Origin of the sequence: Parabacteroides goldsteinii, from assembly GCF_020091425.1 — a bacterium.
Taxonomy (GTDB): Bacteria; Bacteroidota; Bacteroidia; order Bacteroidales; family Tannerellaceae; genus Parabacteroides; species Parabacteroides goldsteinii.
The window spans coordinates 668,015-684,068 of record NZ_CP081906.1 but is presented as its reverse complement, the minus strand read 5'-3'; the positions used below and the strand labels follow the sequence as shown (position 1 = coordinate 684,068).

General features: G+C 54.4%; 18 protein-coding genes. 3 read left to right on the top strand and 15 right to left on the bottom strand.

Features of this window, described 5'->3' with window-relative positions; all coding sequences use genetic code 11:
- The 15 genes from traN to K6V26_RS03625 form a co-directional block, all read right to left on the bottom strand.
- The gene (traN, locus tag K6V26_RS03695; RefSeq protein WP_005850475.1) at window positions 1–987 is read right to left on the bottom strand and encodes a conjugative transposon protein TraN; all 987 of its coding nucleotides are present in this window, start codon (window positions 985–987) and stop codon (window positions 1–3) included.
- 46 nt (window positions 988–1,033) lie between these two features.
- Window positions 1,034–2,410, bottom strand: a complete 1,377-nt coding sequence (gene traM, locus K6V26_RS03690; RefSeq protein ID WP_005850476.1) for a conjugative transposon protein TraM — start codon at window positions 2,408–2,410, stop codon at window positions 1,034–1,036.
- Window positions 2,379–2,699, bottom strand: a complete 321-nt coding sequence (locus tag K6V26_RS03685) for a TraL conjugative transposon family protein (protein ID WP_005850478.1) — start codon at window positions 2,697–2,699, stop codon at window positions 2,379–2,381. The genes traM and K6V26_RS03685 overlap by 32 nt, the downstream gene beginning before the upstream one ends.
- A 6-nt stretch (window positions 2,700–2,705) precedes the next feature.
- Window positions 2,706–3,329, bottom strand: a complete 624-nt coding sequence (gene traK, locus K6V26_RS03680) for a conjugative transposon protein TraK (RefSeq protein WP_005850480.1) — start codon at window positions 3,327–3,329, stop codon at window positions 2,706–2,708.
- Between the two features lie 204 nt (window positions 3,330–3,533).
- On the bottom strand, window positions 3,534–4,538 hold the full coding sequence (gene traJ / locus K6V26_RS03675; protein ID WP_005850482.1) for a conjugative transposon protein TraJ: 1,005 nt from the start codon (window positions 4,536–4,538) through the stop codon (window positions 3,534–3,536).
- A 3-nt stretch (window positions 4,539–4,541) separates the two neighbouring features.
- Window positions 4,542–5,171, bottom strand: a complete 630-nt coding sequence (locus tag K6V26_RS03670) for a DUF4141 domain-containing protein (protein WP_005850484.1) — start codon at window positions 5,169–5,171, stop codon at window positions 4,542–4,544.
- A gap of 23 nt (window positions 5,172–5,194) precedes the next feature.
- On the bottom strand, window positions 5,195–5,575 hold the full coding sequence (locus K6V26_RS03665) for a DUF3876 domain-containing protein (protein WP_005850486.1): 381 nt from the start codon (window positions 5,573–5,575) through the stop codon (window positions 5,195–5,197).
- 49 nt (window positions 5,576–5,624) lie between these two features.
- Window positions 5,625–8,129, bottom strand: a complete 2,505-nt coding sequence (locus K6V26_RS03660; RefSeq protein WP_005850488.1) for a TraG family conjugative transposon ATPase — start codon at window positions 8,127–8,129, stop codon at window positions 5,625–5,627.
- A complete protein-coding gene (locus K6V26_RS03655) occupies window positions 8,126–8,458 on the bottom strand; it encodes a DUF4133 domain-containing protein (protein WP_005944155.1) in 333 nt (110 codons plus the stop codon). Before K6V26_RS03655 ends, K6V26_RS03660 begins: the two co-directional genes overlap by 4 nt.
- Window positions 8,459–8,468: 10 nt before the next feature.
- Entirely contained in the window at window positions 8,469–8,780 is a 312-nt protein-coding gene (locus tag K6V26_RS03650; protein ID WP_005850490.1) for a DUF4134 domain-containing protein, read from the bottom strand.
- 201 nt (window positions 8,781–8,981) lie between these two features.
- Window positions 8,982–9,701 (bottom strand): hypothetical protein, encoded by a 720-nt coding sequence (locus K6V26_RS03645; protein ID WP_005850492.1) that lies wholly within the window; start codon window positions 9,699–9,701, stop codon window positions 8,982–8,984.
- Entirely contained in the window at window positions 9,698–9,940 is a 243-nt protein-coding gene (locus K6V26_RS03640) for a DUF3408 domain-containing protein (RefSeq protein ID WP_005850494.1), read from the bottom strand. Before K6V26_RS03640 ends, K6V26_RS03645 begins: the two co-directional genes overlap by 4 nt.
- A gap of 19 nt (window positions 9,941–9,959) precedes the next feature.
- Window positions 9,960–10,307 (bottom strand): DUF3408 domain-containing protein, encoded by a 348-nt coding sequence (locus K6V26_RS03635; protein WP_005850496.1) that lies wholly within the window; start codon window positions 10,305–10,307, stop codon window positions 9,960–9,962.
- 2 nt (window positions 10,308–10,309) lie between these two features.
- Complete coding sequence (locus K6V26_RS03630) at window positions 10,310–10,750, bottom strand: DUF3408 domain-containing protein (protein WP_005850519.1); 441 nt, start codon at window positions 10,748–10,750, stop codon at window positions 10,310–10,312.
- Between the two features lie 2 nt (window positions 10,751–10,752).
- Window positions 10,753–11,802 (bottom strand): ParA family protein, encoded by a 1,050-nt coding sequence (locus tag K6V26_RS03625; RefSeq protein WP_075316682.1) that lies wholly within the window; start codon window positions 11,800–11,802, stop codon window positions 10,753–10,755.
- 420 nt (window positions 11,803–12,222) lie between these two features.
- Here K6V26_RS03625 and mobA point away from each other — a divergent pair, with 420 nt between their 5' ends.
- Genes mobA through mobC form a run of 3 tightly spaced genes read left to right on the top strand, consistent with a single transcriptional unit; the run spans window position 12,223 to window position 15,926 of the window.
- Window positions 12,223–12,651, top strand: a complete 429-nt coding sequence (gene mobA / locus K6V26_RS03620; protein WP_004291488.1) for a conjugal transfer protein MobA — start codon at window positions 12,223–12,225, stop codon at window positions 12,649–12,651.
- Complete coding sequence (gene mobB, locus K6V26_RS03615) at window positions 12,630–13,877, top strand: conjugal transfer protein MobB (protein ID WP_004291483.1); 1,248 nt, start codon at window positions 12,630–12,632, stop codon at window positions 13,875–13,877. Before mobA ends, mobB begins: the two co-directional genes overlap by 22 nt.
- A gap of 30 nt (window positions 13,878–13,907) precedes the next feature.
- A complete protein-coding gene (gene mobC, locus K6V26_RS03610; protein WP_004291482.1) occupies window positions 13,908–15,926 on the top strand; it encodes a conjugal transfer protein MobC in 2,019 nt (672 codons plus the stop codon).
- Window positions 15,927–16,054: the final 128 nt, after the last annotated feature.

Here is a 16,054-nt window from a genome sequence, read left to right as displayed (position 1 = left end):
TCAGCGCACTTGGAGTTCGTTGATGTTATTGGCACGCACCAAATCCTCATTCTCGATCACGAAAGACTGATGACGACCTCCGTTCTTCTCGTTCAGCTCCACCACGAGACACTTGCCGTCGGGGATGGTGAACTTCGCCATCGTGAAGACCGTGCGTTCGCTTTTTTTGCCCGGCACGAGCGTGGCGTAGTTCTGCGCACGGAGCGGCAGGATGATACGCTCCTGCACTGCGGTACGCTTCATCACCTTCTTGTCCACGATTTTCCATGTGATGTAGTCCACATCGAAAGGCACGTTGCTCTGGTTCCTGATTTCCGTGTGGAAATACAGAAGCCCGTTGTGCGTGTAGATGCCTTTCAGAAGGTACTGGATGCCGAAACGCTTGCAGCCGATATGCTTCACCTCACGTTTGTTCTGCTTGTGGATGGACTTCATGATAAGGCGCACCAGCATGGGACTTTCACTGCCCAGCTCTTTCAGGTAGATTTCCTGCGCATTGTTCGGACGGTTCACCGCCTCGCCGTCATGGATGAAGTCGCACATCTCCACGTTGAGCAGCAGCGGTTCGGTGGCATACTTCACGTTGAAGGTGTAAAAACTCCCGTCCTCCGTGATTACGGACATGTTGGTTTCGTTCGGGAAGTTCCTCACGGTAGCCTTCACGCGGATGACGTTCTCCGCACCTTCGGCTTTGCCCGCAATCAGGTCGGGCGAGCCTAAATCGACATAGCGCACTTCCGCCGGGAAGATGACATGCACGGTCTTGTCGTAGGTCACTTCCAAGCCGTGCGGGGGAACCATGCGGTCAAAACCCAGCTTTCTCGTCAGACCGTGATACAGGTCGCCGTCCGCCTCCTTCTGCGGATAGACCTCCTTTGTCAAGGTCGGTTGTTCACTTCCGTTGCTTTGCCCAACGGTTACGTTTTCCTGCGCGTTGGCAGTTGCGATGCCCATAGCGAGGGCAAACATCATGATTACTTTTCTCATTACTTTGGATTTTTAGTGGTAAATAAAAATTTGATTGATTGTTTTCTTAATTCACTTCCTGATAGAGCATGACCCTGTACCCGGCTTTCAGATGCACCTTGACGGTGCGCATCTTCTTGGCAATGTACTGGCTCGTGCCTTGTATCAGCCCCTTGCCCAAGTCGGAGGCGAGCTGCGCCCCGGCATTGGTGGAGATGTTGATGCTGCTGCCGAGCGAGCCGCCCATGTTGGCGGCAACCTCCCTGACGGCGTTCATCTCCATCGAGTTGGGGATGAATATGCCGGGCTGCCCGTCCGTGTCATAGACCTCCAACTCCACCGGGATAATCGTACCGTCGTGTTCCAGAGAGGTGATTTCGATGCCGAGCCGTTCGCCCTGAATCTTGGCTGCGCCGACCACCACCGCATTACGGGGGATGATCCGGTCTGCTACCGCCATCGGCTCCAGCAAGCGCAACCTGACCGCCTGCCCGTCCGTCACGCTCTGCGTCCCATAGACATATGCCGGTATGGTGTTCCTGTCCGATACGGTCGTGACGCCCACCGCCGTGTTGAAACTGCGGTTGCGCTCCTGCGAGAAGGAAGCGACAAATTCGGCATTGCTCACGGGCTGTCCGAGCGAGGACACCACCTGATGCGTCACCTGCCTGACGGGTTTTGCCGTGTTCTTTCCGGCTTTCTGCACGGGGGACGGCTCTGCGGTCTGTCCCGCTGCCGCCTGCGTGCCGTTCTGCCCGCCCATGTACTTCGCCGCCAGCTCGTAGGATTTTTCCATGAGTGCCACCTGCTCGTCCATCGTGGAGCTTCTCTCTTTTCCGCTTTCCAGTTCGGATTCGAGGGTGGCGATGCGTTCCAGCAGTTCGTCCATCTCCGCATTGTCGTTTTTCGGCTGCTCGTAGAAGTTGCCGAGCGTGGCATTGAGGTCACGGTAGGCGGCTGCCGAGGATTGGATGGTCTTCGGTGTGGGCTTCACGGCCTCTTCTGTTCCGCCGGGATTGGCAAGGTCGAAATCGCTGTCTCCATCCGCTGCCGCAGTTTCGCGGTCGAACAGGTCGCCCAACTGCTGCATGGCGCGGCTGCGGTTCTCCTGCCTTTCCTCCATTGCGCCCTGTTCGTAGGCTTTCGCCTTGTCACCGATAATCCGGCGGTTCTCCTTGTCCGCGTCGGGCATCTCGATGTTGTAGCCGCCTGTTCCCGGCTCCTGCTCTTTGCCGGAGGACGGGGCGAATATCAGCCACATCGCCCCGATGAATACCAGCACCATAGCGGGCAGCACTATCATTTTCTGACGTTTCAGCCGTTGGGCTTCGGTCAGCGGCTTGCGCTCCTTTTTCGGCTTCCCCTTGTTGTCGGGTGCAGCCGTGCTTTCGGACTTGCTCTCCGTCTTGTTCTCAATCTTCGTTTCGTTCTTCGTCTGTTCCATATAAATAAGGTGTTACGTTATGATTGTTATCCGTCTTCACGGACAGTTCCACCTGTCCGGCATGGTCTGTCACCATCCGGCTGCCGTCATTCCTGCCGATGTCATACACGGCTTTGCCGAAGGTGTAGAGGGCAAGCGCGGAGAATGCGGCGAGCATCGCCAGCACGATGCGCCTGCGTGTCTTTGGCGGCAAGCCGTCCAGATAGCCCCTGAGCCTTGCCACCAGCATTTTCTTTTTGTCGTGGAGTTTCCAATATGCGCCCCAAAATGATTTCTTGATTTTCTTCATATCCGTTTACCTTTTGATGGTTTGTAAATCCTTGTTCTCGATGATGGTGAATCCCTCGATGGTGAACCCGTTCGGGTTGTTGTCCGAACGGGACGAGTTCAAGAGGCGGCACGTGGTCACGAGGCTGCGCTCGGTGACGTTGCTCTGCCGGATAATCTTCTGCGTGGCGTAGGTCACGGCACGGTAGGGATAGCCGTTGAAGTCGCATACCACGCTGTCCACCTTCAGCACTTGGTTGATGTTCCCGGCGATGATGCGGTTGTAGTACCCCTTCTCGGCGAAGTCCGAATAGTAGTTGTACACGCTCTTGTCCGCCAGCAACAACGCACGCTTTACGTTGTGTTCTATCGCGCTCTTTTCGGGCGAGAGCGTGAAAAACAGTTCGTGGAAGCGGCGCACATGCTCCCTCGCTTCCGCCGGACGGTTCTGCGACAAGTCCTGCGAGAGTGCCAGCATCAGCGACTTGCCGTTGTCCAGCACATAGATCTTCTCACGCTGCCGTTCCGCGAAGCGGTAGGAACTCCACACGCTCCATACCGTTATCACGGCGCACAGCGAGAGGAAGACGATACCGAACAGGCGTATCTGCCTGAACGATGATTCGATGTTTTTGAGTGACTTGAATTCCATTGTCTGATTTTATTTTTCGGTTCTTAATTCGTTATACAATAGGATTGGTATGCGGTCGTTTGCCACATACGTATGTAACGGGTTACCACATACGTATGTAATGAGCCGCTGCATACGTATGTAACAGGCTGCTACATACGTATGTCATGACAGGCTACATACGTATGTTACTTTTATGCGGATGCCTCTCCCGTAATTCAGCCTCTATTTCAGCAGTTTCCCGGCACGTCCGACCATGTTGCCTGCGGTAGCACCCGCCACGCTGCCCGCCATGCTTCCGGCTCGTCCTGCCGTCTGGTTCACGTTGCGACCGTAGCTTCCCATGCCTCCGGCTTGGATAATCCAGCCTGCCACCGTCGGGATGGTGAAGTAGCCGATGATGCCGATTATCATGAAGACGATGTACACCCCGTCGCTCGAATCCAGCGAGAAGTTCGGGTCAGCCTGCATCCGTTCGATGTCGCTTTGCAGCATCAACACCTGAATCTTGGCGAGTATGGTGCTGAATATGTCCGACACGGGCAGCCACAGATAGACCTGAATGTAGCGGCATATCCACTGCGTGAGCGTGCTTTGGAAGCCGTCCCACACCGATATGGCGAAGGCTATCGGACCGAGTATCGCCAGCACCACAAGGAAGAACGTGCGGATGGTGTCTATCACGAGGGCGGCGGCTTGGAACATCAGTTCCAGTATCTCGCGGAAGAAATCGCGGATGCCCTTCTTCATCTTGTACATCCCCCGGTCGATATACATCCCCGCCATCGTCACCATGTCGGAGGGCGACCAGCCCAATTCCTCCAGTTGCTTGTCAAACTCCTCGTTGGACACGAGGTAGGCGGTTTCGGGATTGCGCACCATCGCCTCGTATTCCAGCCTGTCCTTCTGCTCCCGGTACTTGTTCATGTCCAAAGTCTGCGTTTCGAGCAGTTTCGCCGTACCCTGCACGACGGGCGAGAGGACGCTGTTTATCGTGCCAAGCACCACCGTAGGGAAGAACATGATGCACAGACCGACGGCAAAGGGGCGGAGCATCGGGAAGACGTCTATCGGTTCGGCTCTCGCCAACGACTGCCATACCCGGTAAGCGACATAGAAGAGCGCGCCCAGCCCGGCGATGCCTTTCGCCACGCCCGCCATGTCGGCGCACAGCGGCATCATCTGCTCGTAGAGCGAGCGGAGAATCTGGTGAAGGTTGTCGAACTCCATAGGCTACCAGTATCTTTCGTTCATACTGCCGTACAGCCCCATGATGCGGTCGAGGTCGTTTTTCTTCTTCGCACGCAGGTAGCTCACGCTGATGTTCTTGTTGGTGTAGTAGCTCACGAGGTTGCGGTAACGCTTCATCTTGGAGTGGCAGCGTTCCACCACGTCCATGCGCTCCTTGTCCGTCATGGAGAGCGTGGTGATGTTCACCACGTTCTTCAGCTCCGTCAGCACGTCGTTTGATTCCTCCAGCAGCTTCGTGTAGCCGAAGGCGATGGCTCCGAGTTCCTCCACCGTGAAGTTGTCGTCGCGCAGCATCTTCTGGAAGCTGGTCACGTAGATGTCCGTGATGTCGCCCACCATCAGGATGGTCTGCTGCACCTTGCGTGCGTCCTTGACCAGATTGTTCACCGATTTGAGGGCGTCGTAATACTTCTTGCCCTGCTCGTAGATTTTCACCGTTTCCTGAAAGTTGTTCACCATGTTCGTGGCGGTCTTCGAGGTATGGATGATGTTCTTCGAGGCGTTGATGATGCCCTGCGCCAGATTGCCCGGATCGCTCACGACCCATTGGGCGGAAGCCCTGCCCGCGAAAAGCAGGCACAGGCAGATGACGAATGTTATTCTTGTTCTCATGTTTCTTTGGATTTTAGCGGTTCTTATTTTTCTGCCGGAGTTTCCGGCTGCGGCTTCACACGCACGTAGTCCCCGTTGGGTGAGAAGGTCAGCACGTCGGTAGCCTCGTTATACGCCACGTCGATGCGGAATCCCGTGTTCATGAACAGGTTGCCGTTCTCCTCCTGCAAGAGGTAGGTTTCCGGCTTCAGCCTGCGGCGGATGCCGCTCCGCTTGAAAACCGTCACCTTGTAGGCTTCTCCCTCCTTGTAGATAAGCACGTCGGGTTTGCCCTCCACGCTTTCCCAGTTTCCGCACAGCAGGTCGCGGCGGTTCTCCGCCACGTCGCAGGATTGCAGCACCATGACCGCCAGCCCGATTAAACACTTGCTGACTTGCAGCATCTTCATTCTTGATATGCTCATACGCTTTTCTTTTTTTGTTGATAAATCTGTTTTACTGATTATTGATTACTTATTGCTTGTTTCTCCGCCTTTCGGCAAGTTGCCGGATGGCGGCTTCGATGTCACCGCCCAATTGCTCTGCCAGACGGTACACCTCCACCTTTTCCGTTTCCTCGGTGGTGTACGCCAGATACTCTTCAGCACTGACCTCGGTGGCATAGACCGCCGACTGCGTGCCGCCCAAGCCTATCCACACCTCCTTGTAGAGCCGTGAGGGGTTGTTCGCCATGTTGATGGAGAGTATCTGCGACTTCTCCTTCTCCGTCAGTCCGAGCAACGCCTGAATCTGGTCGAACTTGTTCATGTACTTGCGCTGGTCGAGCAGGATTTTACAGTCCGAGTTGTTGATGATGCTCTCCTTGACGACGGGCGAGGAAATGATGTCGTCCACCTCCTGCGTCACCACGATTGCCTCACCGAAATACTTACGCACCGTCTTGTACATATAGCGCAGGTAGTCAGCCATATTTGCCGAAGAAAGAGCCTTCCAAGCCTCCTCCACGATAAGCTGCTTCCGCACCCCTTTCAGACGCCGCATCTTGTTGATGAAGGCTTCCATGATGATGATGGTCACTACCGGGAACAGTTCGCGGTTGTCCTTGATGGAGTCAATCTCGAAGACGATGAACCGTTTGCCCAGCAGGTCGATGTTCTCCGCCGAGTTGAGCAGGAAGTCATAGCGTCCGCCCCGGTAATACTGCCGCATGGTGGTGAGCATGTTGTCGATGTTGAAGTCCTCCTTCTCCACCTTGATGTCACGCTCCGCCAGTTCCCGGCGGTAGTCGTCGCGCATGTACTCGTAGAAGGTGTTGAACGAGGGGACGATGCTCCGGTCTGCCCTGATGCGCTCGATGTAGGCACTCACGGCACTGCCCAATTCCCCGCTTTCGGTTTTCGTCACCTTGTCGTCCTCCGACTTCCAGAGCGTCAGCAGCAGCGTCTTGATGCTGTCCTTCTTCTCCACGTCGAACACGTAGTCGTCGGTGTAGAACGGGTTGAAGCTGATGGGCTTCTCCTCCGTGTAGGTGAAATACACGCCGTCCGTGCCGCCCGTCTTGCGCCGTATCATCTCGCACAATCCCTGATAGGAGTTTCCCGTGTCCACCAATACCACATGCGCGCCCTGCTCGTAATATTGTCGCACGAGGTGGTTCATGAAGAACGACTTGCCACTGCCCGAAGGACCTAATACGAACTTGTTACGGTTGGTGGTGATGCCCCGCTTCATCGGCAGGTCACTGATGTCGAGGTGCAGCGGTTTTCCCGTGAGCCTGTCCACCATCTTGATGCCGAAGGGCGAGAGCGAACTGCGGTAGTTGGTTTCCTCCGTGAAGAGGCACACCGCCTGTTCGATGAAGGTATGGAAACTCTCTTCCGCCGGAAAGTCCGCCGCGTTGCCGGGCATAGCCGCCCAATAGAGTGTCGGGCAGTCGATGGTGTTGTGGCGAGGCACGCACTCCATGCTTGCCAGCTGGCTGCCCACGTCGTTCTTTATGTGTTTCAGCTCTTCCGCGTCGTCGCTCCACGCCATGACGTTGAAGTGCGCCCGCACCGAGGTCAGCCCGTAGGAGTGCGCCTCGTTCAGGTAGCGGTCTATCCACTCGCGGTTGATGCTGTTGCTCCTCGAATAGCGCGAGAGCGACTGCATATTCCTTGCGGACTTCTCGAATTTTTGGAGGTTCTCCTCGCTGTTGTCGATAATCACGTACTGGTTGTAGATGTGGTTGCAGGAGAGCAGCAGCCCCACCGGGGATGCGAAGGAGAGGCGGCAGTCCGAGCGGTCGGTGGAGAGTTTCTCATACCGGGTGTCGGTAGCCACCGTGCCGGGCAGATCCTCCGCGTCGGACAGGGTGTGCAGGCACAGGCGGTTGTCGCCGATGCGCATTTCCCGTGCCGAGAGGTCGATGTCCTGCAACGTGGCGTCGCCTTCGGGCATGAGCGAGAAGTAACGCTCTATCAGTCCGGCTTTGCCGTCCGTCCCCACAATCTCGTCGGTGGAGAGGCGGCGCAGCCTGACAAAGCCGCTGTCGTTGATGATACGCTCGAACTGTTCCGCAGCCTCCATGAACTTCGCGGCGGTTTCCTTGTCCAGCTCCTTCGGGATGATATGCCCACGGCACAGCGTGCTGAAATTGCTCTGCATCCGGTTACGCTCCTTCGTCGTCTTGGTCAGGTAGAGGTAGCACGTGTGCTTCAGGTACGGACGCTCGTTGAAGTGACGCTCGAAAGAGCGGCTTAAAAAGCTCATGTCGTCCTTGTGAAGTTCCGGCGTGTACTTCTCCTTGATGAACCAGTCCTGCTTGTGGACGACGGAGAAGTCCGGCAGCACCTTGATTGCCTTGCACCAGCAGCCGTGTATCGCCTCGTACTCCGCGCCCGTCACGGTGTAAAGCTCCGGCAGCTCCACCTCGAAAGCCACCGTGATGTCGGCGTCTTTGGAGATGATGCAGCCTTGTTCCACCGCCAATAGCGGGAACTTGTTTTCCAGTGTTGTCATTTTGGATGTATTCCTCATGTCGTTTCTTCCTTTCGTTTCCGTTTGAATAATCGGGTGATCCGCCGCCGGTTGATAAGGTATCGGGGATGGCTCCTTGTTGCCCCTAATTTCATAAGCCCGTGTTCGCCGTACCGGGCGTTCAGCGCGAAGGTCTGCCATACGAGGACGGAGGACGATGCCACGCCGAAGCCGATACATACCCACTGGTCGATGCCGACCATGTAGAGGATGACGAACAGGACGAAGAGAGCCAGCAGACCTCCGCAGAAGATGAAGAGGTACTGAGCCTTCAAGCCCTTGAATTCTACCGGACGGCCGATACCCTTGTTTATCGGGTATTCAGCCATACATCGTTTATTAAAGGAAGAATGAGCGCAGGATGGTGGCGGCGACAATCAGGAAGATGCACGCCCCGAACCACGAGGCGGCAGTCTTGGAGGTGTCGGGGTCGCCGGACGAGAATTTCCCATATACTTTCACGCCCCCGATAAGCCCGACTACCGCGCCGATGGCGTAGATGAGTTTCGTGCCGGGGTCGAAGTACGAACTCACCATAGAGGTGGCTTCGTTGATGCCCGCGATGCCGTTTCCCTGTGCGAAGGCGGAGGCGGTTGCGGCAATCATAAGTGCCGCAGAGAGGATAAACTTTTGTCTGATGTTCTTGTTCATAAACTGTTCTTGTTTTTGCCGTCAAAAGAGTGGATGGTCCTTTGTCGGGCAGTTGATACTCGGTTACTTTACTTTGGTTTAGTGGATTGCCCGTTTGTTTCTACGGACTTGGGTGTGTCCGTTGCGGACCGGCTGTACCTTGTACTGCCGTGCGCGTGGGTGATGCCGTCTTACGTTTTCATTTTCATTCTTTTTTACTCGTTATACATAGTTGCGGATGTCGAAGTCCTCAATATTGTCCGGGACTACAAAATCCTTTTTCGGTTTCTTCAGCCGGATTTCGATAAGCCCCTTGATGCGGATGCTCATTTCAGACGAGCCGGTCATCAGCTTCTCGTACAGCTCCGTCCCTTCCATGTCGGTGAAGACTTTTGCCGCCCGCTCCCGTTCCGTCGTTGTCGCTTCCGGGTTCTTGGCGGTTCTGACCGCATCGTCTATCTCGTCGAAGCTGCTTCCGGATGCCCTCGGTGCGTCGGACGTTTCTTCCTCCGGCTCGTCCTCCCCGAACTCCAGTTCCGAAGGCGTGAGGCTCGTGAAGGTTTCGTCGAGTTTATCCTCCGGGACTTGGGCGGGACGGGATACGGTTTCCGTGTTTCCGTCGTCAAAAGTAGCCTCTTCCTCCGTCAGCTCAATGCCTTTTTCCGAAGTGGCGGCTTCTTGCGTCGGTATGGCAGCGGTTGTCCGGGTCGATGCCATCCTGAAACGGCTCTTGCCGATGATGTCCGCTGGGGTCTCTGCGGGCGGTGTTACCCTTGCCGTTTCGGGCTTTGCAGCCGTGCCGCCCAACGACCGCCACAGTCCGGCTATGCTTCTTAGGAAGCGGACAAGTCTGGTTTCCATGATCCTGTCATAAAGGAGCAGGAACAGGAACCACAGGTTGCAGCCGACCGATACGGTCAGCAGAATCATAGTCATGTTCATAGCTCTACTTTGGGGACTGAATCCAACATACGGTTGATTTCGGCACGGTGTGTCTGGAAATGTTCGTTAAGCACATTGTCCAGATAGTCGGCGATGGTCAGGTTTCCCTTACCTAATAAATAGGTGATTTCGGTTATCACGCTGTGGTTTGCCAAACTGATGTACACTTGCTTTCCCTCTCTCGCCTTGATTCCTGATTTTTTCAGGAAGGCGCGATAATCATTCTTCTTTCCTTTCATGTCTGTTACTTTTTGAGGATTAAAATACTGCGTCGTAATTCCGGGCGTAAAGGCTTTTTATCGCCTCCTCGCACTGGTTGAAGTGGTGCGTAAGCACATGGTCGATGTAGGCGGACAGCGACAGCCGGTCATGCCCGATCACACGGGTGATACGCATGATGCGGTCGTGATACTCCGGGCGCACATACGCCATCTTTCCCTCGCGTGCCTTCACTTCGGCTTCACGGATGAACAGCCGTTCATAGTCCTTCTCACCGCATTTGCCGCCTAACGGCACGGGAGAGAGGATTTCCACACTCGCCTGCACTTGGGCAAGCATACCGCCGCCGTCATGCTGCGGACTTCTGTTTTTCTGGTTCTTTTCCATATTCAAATCAAGTCTTCACGTTGTTTCTTGTACAGTTCGTTTATTTTCTCCTTGTGCTGTTCCAGATGTTGGCGCAGCACGGTGTCCACGTAGCCGCCTACCGAGATTTCACGTCCGGCGATGTCGTTCACGATTTTGAGAATCTTGCTGTGGACATCGCGGCTGATATAGACGCACTGGCGCGTCTTTATCTCGTTGCGGCGGAGGAACAGCCCGGAATAGTCGTCCTCCTGCCGTTTGCGGCGGACGGTGTCCCTCTGCGGTTTTTCTTTTGCCGTGGATTGCACGGGCGGCGGTTCCGTTTCCGGGACGCTTTCTTCTTCGGGAGCAGGCGCGGGCGGCTCCTGCGCGTGGTACAGGATCCCGTCCTGCCTGCGTCTGCCGATGGAGGCTATCAACAGTTCCTCGTCGATGCCTTCGGTGTTCACTTTCCTGCTGCCCATGATTATTGAGGTCTGATGATACGGCTTATCTCTTCCGAGAACTCACGGATGCCGCTCCCTTTCAGCAGGGACGCATCCATCGGGAAGATGGTCGAGCGGAACACGCTCTTGCGCTCTTCCGAAAGGTCGCGCCGGAACTTCTTGCTGTCGGGCAGGCGGGTGGACAGCACCGGCAGCCCCATCTCGGCGATCACATCCTCATACAGGTCGTAAAGCCCGTTCTTCTCCCTGCCGTCCACCATCGTCCAGAACAGGTACAGCCCTTTTGTTTTCGCCTGTCCCGTCGTCATGAGGTTGTCACGGAACATCACGGCGAATTGCAGGGTGCTTTCCACGACAAAACGGTCGGCACTCATGGGCGCGAAGATGTAGTCCATCTGCGAGAGGGTCTTGACCACGCCGTTGCTTTTCAGGGTTCCCGGCATGTCGAAGAACACGACGTCGGGTTTCACCTCTTCTGCGGCAAGCATCCTTTCGGCATCATCGAGGGCGTTAAGGGCGTCGCTTGCGATGACCGGGTAGGCGTTCTTCCTTATCTTGCGGAAGTGGTCACACGCGAGTGCCTTGAAATAGAGGCTTCCGCCGATAAGTCCCGTTTCACGTTCACGCAACCCGTGTATGCTGTGTTGCGGGGCGTCGCAGTCCATGACGGCGACATTGTGTCCTTTCACGTTGTGGAGGTAGTTGGCGGAAAGTGCCGTGACGGTGGATTTGCCGATGCCCCCTTTCTGTGTTGCGAATGCAACGAATGTTTCATTACTCATGGTTCTGTTGGTTTTAATGGTTGATGAATTGTTTTCCTGCTCCGATACGGAATCGGTGACATGTATATCCGCGTCAGCGAATCTCCGCCTGTCCGGTTCGTCACGTATCCGCTTCAACGGTGAGGCAGGGATTCGGATAACTGGTGAATGACGACATTGCGTCATGAAGTCATTGAATCCGTGAATCACCGCGTCATTGGAAAGCCGGGTATCCGAAGGTTCGGGTATCCGGTCAGGCAAATAGCCGCCAAAGCGGTTTGCCGGGTATTTGAAAGCCTCATTTTTCATATCTTCAAATCGTTCGTTTCTTGAATCATGCTGCAAATAAACAAGGATATTTTTGAATCCGTACCACTTCCCCGGCAAGTGGCGGCATGTTGCGCCGGTTGGCACTGACTGTCCGGGTCAAGCCTCTGTCCGATACCGCTTTAAGGGCGTAACTTTGCACCCGAACGGCAGGGTTCGCCGCAGGTGGCGCAGCCCGGAGTTTGAAAGGCATTCCCCCAATCCGTCCCCGACGGATTTTTATGTTCGCCGGAACATAGCAAGATGTCTTTTCAGCCGCTCAAAATATTTTGAGCAGCCACGAAAAGCACTTGCCCTTGCAGGGGGCGGGCTTTCCCTCCGAAGTCGGGAAGCCTTTCAGAACTGCGGTGCTGTAATCCGAAGCGGCGGCTTATGCCGTCAATCCGCTAAATCCAAAGTAATATGAAAGAGAAAAGGAAAAGCAAATCAGGGAGAAATCCCAAACTTGATCCGGCGGTGTACCGGTACACCGTCCGTTTCAACGAGGAGGAACACAACCGTTTCCTCGCCATGTTCGGAAAATCGGGTGTCTATGCACGGTCTGTTTTCCTCAAAGCGCACTTCTTCGGGCAACCGTTCAAGGTGCTGAAGGTGGACAAGACGTTGGTGGACTATTACACCAAACTGTCGGATTTTCATGCACAATTCCGTGCCGTGGGTACGAATTACAACCAAGTCGTGAAGGAACTGAGGCTGCATTTTTCAGAGAAAAAGGCGATGGCGTTGCTCTACAAATTAGAGCAACACACCGTCGAACTCGTGAAACTGAGCCGCCGGATTGTGGAACTTTCAAGGGAAATGGAGGCAAAATGGTCGCAAAAATCAGTGTAGGAAGTTCGTTGTACGGCGCGATTGCCTACAACGGGGAGAAGATTAACGAGGCGCAGGGGCGGCTTCTCACCACCAACCGCATCTACAATGACGGTTCGGGAACGGTGGACATAGGCAAGGCGATGGAGGGTTTTCTCACCTTCCTGCCACCGCAGATGAAGATCGAGAAGCCGGTGGTGCATATCTCTCTCAACCCGCACCCGGAGGATGTGCTGACCGATATTGAGTTGCAGAATATCGCCCGCGAGTATCTGGAAAAACTCGGTTTCGGAAACCAGCCTTATCTTGTATTCAAGCACGAGGACATCGACCGCCACCACCTGCACATCGTGACGGTCAACGTGGACGAGAACGGGAAAAGGCTCAACCGGGATTTTCTCTACCGCCGCAGCGACCGTATCCGCAGGGAACTGGAACAGAAGTACGGATTGCATCCGGCAGAACGTAAAAATCAGAGATTGGATAATCCGTTGCGCAAGGTGGCCGCATCGGCAGGTGATGTGAAGAAGCAGGTAGGCAACACCGTGAAGGCTCTGAATGGGCAGTACCGTTTCCAGACGATGGGCGAATACCGTGCGCTCCTTTCCTTATATAATATGACGGTGGAGGAAGCGAGGGGCAACGTGCGCGGACGGGAGTATCACGGGCTGGTCTATTCCGTCACGGACGACAAGGGTAACAAGGTGGGCAACCCGTTCAAATCCTCGCTTTTCGGGAAGTCCGCAGGCTATGAAGCCGTACAGAAGAAGTTTGTCCGTTCCAAATCGGAAATCAAGGATAGGAAACTGGCAGACATGACGAAACGCACCGTCCTTTCCGTGCTGCAAGGCACTTATGACAAGGACAAATTTGTATCCCAACTCAAAGAGAAGGGCATCGACACCGTACTGCGCTACACAGAGGAAGGGCGCATCTATGGGGCTACCTTCATCGACCACCGCACGGGATGCGTGCTGAACGGTTCGCGCATGGGTAAGGAGCTTTCGGCGAATGCCTTGCAGGAACACTTCACCCTGCCATACGCCGGACAACCGCCGATACCGCTATCCATCCCTGTGGATGCTGCGGACAAGGCACACGGGCAGACCGCCTACGACAGTGAAGATATATCGGGCGGTATGGGCTTGCTCACTCCCGAAGGTCCGGCGGTAGATGCCGAGGAAGAGGCTTTCATCCGGGCGATGAAGCGCAAAAAGAAGAAAAAACGCAAGGGCTTGGGTATGTAATCAGAGTATCAACAATTAAAAAATCAATGTATGTCACAACAAGAAGACGATTTGAGGGCATTGGCGAAAATCATGGATTTTCTGCGTGCCGTGAGTATCATTTTAGTGGTCATGAACGTGTACTGGTTCTGCTACGAAGCCATCCGGCTGTGGGGCGTGAACATCGGCGTGGTGGACAAAATCCTTCTGAACTTCGACCGCACGGCGGGGCTGTTCCATTCCATTCTCTACACGAAGCTGTTTTCCGTCCTTTTGCTTGCCTTGTCCTGTCTGGGTACGAAGGGTGTCAAGGGTGAGAAAATCACTTGGGGGAGAATCTGGACAGCATTTGCCGTCGGGTTCGTGCTGTTTTTCCTGAACTGGTGGTTGCTGCCCCTGCCGCTGCCGCTTGAAGCGGTGACGGGACTGTATGTCCTTACCATTGGAACGGGCTATGTCTGCCTGTTGATGGGTGGTCTGTGGATGAGCCGCCTGTTGAAACACAATTTGATGGAGGATGTTTTCAACAACGAGAACGAGAGTTTCATGCAGGAAACGAGGCTTATCGAAAGCGAGTATTCGGTCAATCTGCCGACACGTTTCTATTACAGGAAACGCTGGAACAACGGTTGGATCAATGTAGTTAATCCCTTCCGTGCGTCCATCGTGTTGGGTACGCCGGGCAGCGGCAAGTCCTATGCCGTGGTAAACAATTTTATCAAGCAACAGATTGAAAAGGGCTTTAGTCAATACATCTACGATTTCAAGTATCCCGACCTATCTACTATTGCCTACAACCATTTGCTGAACCACCCGGACGGCTACAAGGTAAAGCCGAAGTTCTATGTGATCAACTTCGACGACCCGCGACGCTCTCATCGGTGCAATCCCATTCACCCGGATTTTATGGAAGATATTACGGATGCCTATGAGAGTGCCTACACAATAATGCTCAACCTCAATAAAACGTGGGTGCAAAAGCAGGGCGACTTCTTCGTGGAGTCACCTATCATTCTGTTTGCCAGTATTATCTGGTATCTCAAAATCTATCAGAACGGGAAGTTTTGCACGTTTCCCCATGCTATCGAGTTTCTGAACCGCCGTTACGAGGATATATTTCCGATACTGACCTCTTATCCGGAGCTGGAGAACTACCTTTCGCCGTTCATGGATGCGTGGCTTGGAGGGGCTGCGGAGCAGCTCATGGGTCAGATAGCGTCGGCAAAAATCCCGCTTTCGAGGATGATTTCACCGCAGCTCTACTGGGTGATGTCAGACAGCGAGTTTACGCTGGACATCAACAATCCCGAAGAGCCGAAAATCCTCTGCGTGGGTAACAATCCCGACCGTCAGAATATCTACGGTGCGGCACTCGGTCTGTATAATTCCCGTATCGTGAAGCTCATCAACAAGAAGGGGATGCTGAAGTCATCGGTCATCATCGACGAGTTGCCCACAATATACTTCAAAGGGTTGGACAATCTTATAGCTACCGCCCGAAGCAACAAGGTTGCCGTGTGTCTGGGCTTTCAGGATTTCAGCCAGTTAGTGCGTGACTACGGGGACAAAGAGGCGAAAGTGGTGATGAACACTGTCGGCAATATTTTCTCCGGTCAGGTGGTGGGGGAAACAGCCAAGACGCTCTCCGAGCGGTTCGGTAAGGTGTTGCAGAAACGGCAGTCCATCTCCATCAACCGGCAGGATGTTTCCACCTCCATCAACACGCAGATGGACGCGCTCATTCCACCGAGTAAGATTTCCGGGCTTACGCAGGGAATGTTTGTCGGTTCTGTATCCGACAACTTCAACGAGCGTATCGAGCAGAAGATTTTTCATTGCGAGATTGTGGTGGATGCCGAAAAGGTGAAACGGGAAGAAAGTGCCTACAAGAAAATTCCCGTCATTACAAACTTCACGGACGAGGACGGCAACGACCGCATGAAGGAAACGGTGCAGGCGAACTACCGGCGCATCAAGGAAGAGGTGAAGCAGATTGTGCAGGAGGAACTGGAGCGTATCAAAAACGATCCGGTGCTGTGTAAACTGCTACCAGATAATGAGACTGTCTAACAAGTCCCCAAAATTGAAAATTATCCCTATCGAAGTTTGAAGTGACCCCCAAAAGTTGGATACAATTTTTTTGGGGGGCACTTCAGTTCTGACGGGTAAAATCGTAAAATTCGGACTTGTTAGACAAA